Source organism: Rhodococcus sp. 06-462-5 (genome assembly GCF_002258315.1).
Classification (GTDB): domain Bacteria; phylum Actinomycetota; class Actinomycetes; order Mycobacteriales; family Mycobacteriaceae; genus Rhodococcoides.
The window spans coordinates 1-680 of record NZ_NOYD01000044.1; the positions used below are offsets into that span (position 1 = coordinate 1).

The 680-nt window shown below is 68.5% G+C and carries 1 pseudogene; it reads right to left on the reverse strand.

Annotated elements, in window-relative coordinates:
- A pseudogene (locus tag CH251_RS19685) lies at window positions 1-680 on the reverse strand (acetyl-/propionyl-CoA carboxylase subunit alpha); the annotation flags it as partial.

Consider the following 680-nt stretch of genomic DNA (forward strand, 5'->3'; position numbering starts at 1 on the left):
TCGACGCTCTGGCCTTCGTCGACGGCGACCTTGACCACGGTGCCCTGCATCGGTGCGGTCACCGCGTCACCGGAGGCCGCGCCGGCTCCGGCACCACCACGAGTCCGCGGTTTCGGTTTACGCCGTACTGCACCCGCGTTACCGCCGCCTCCGTTGCCGCCGAGGGACAATTCCCCGGGCAACGAGACCTCGACGCGTCGGCCGCCGACCTCGACGACCACGGACTGCCGCGGCAGCACCTCCTCGTCGTCGATCGGCGCTCCGGCGGTGAACGGGGCAACCTGGTTGTCCCATTCGGTTTCGATCCAGCGGGTGTGCACCGAGAACGAGTCCCCGTCGCCGATGAACGCCGGATCGGAGACCACCGCAGCATGGAACGGGATCACCGTCGCCAACCCCTCGACGGTGAACTCCGCCAACGCTCGACGTGAGCGAGCGAGGGCTTCCTCGCGGGTGGCTCCGGTGACAATCAGTTTGGCGAGCATCGAATCGAACTGGCCCCCGATCACCGAGCCGGATTCGACACCGGAATCGACCCGCACACCCGGCCCCGACGGGGCGATGAACGTGGTGACCGGGCCCGGAGCGGGCAGGAACCCGCGTCCGGCGTCTTCGCCGTTGATCCGGAACTCGAACGAATGCCCCCGCGGCTCGGGATCGTCGGTGATGGACAGTTCCTC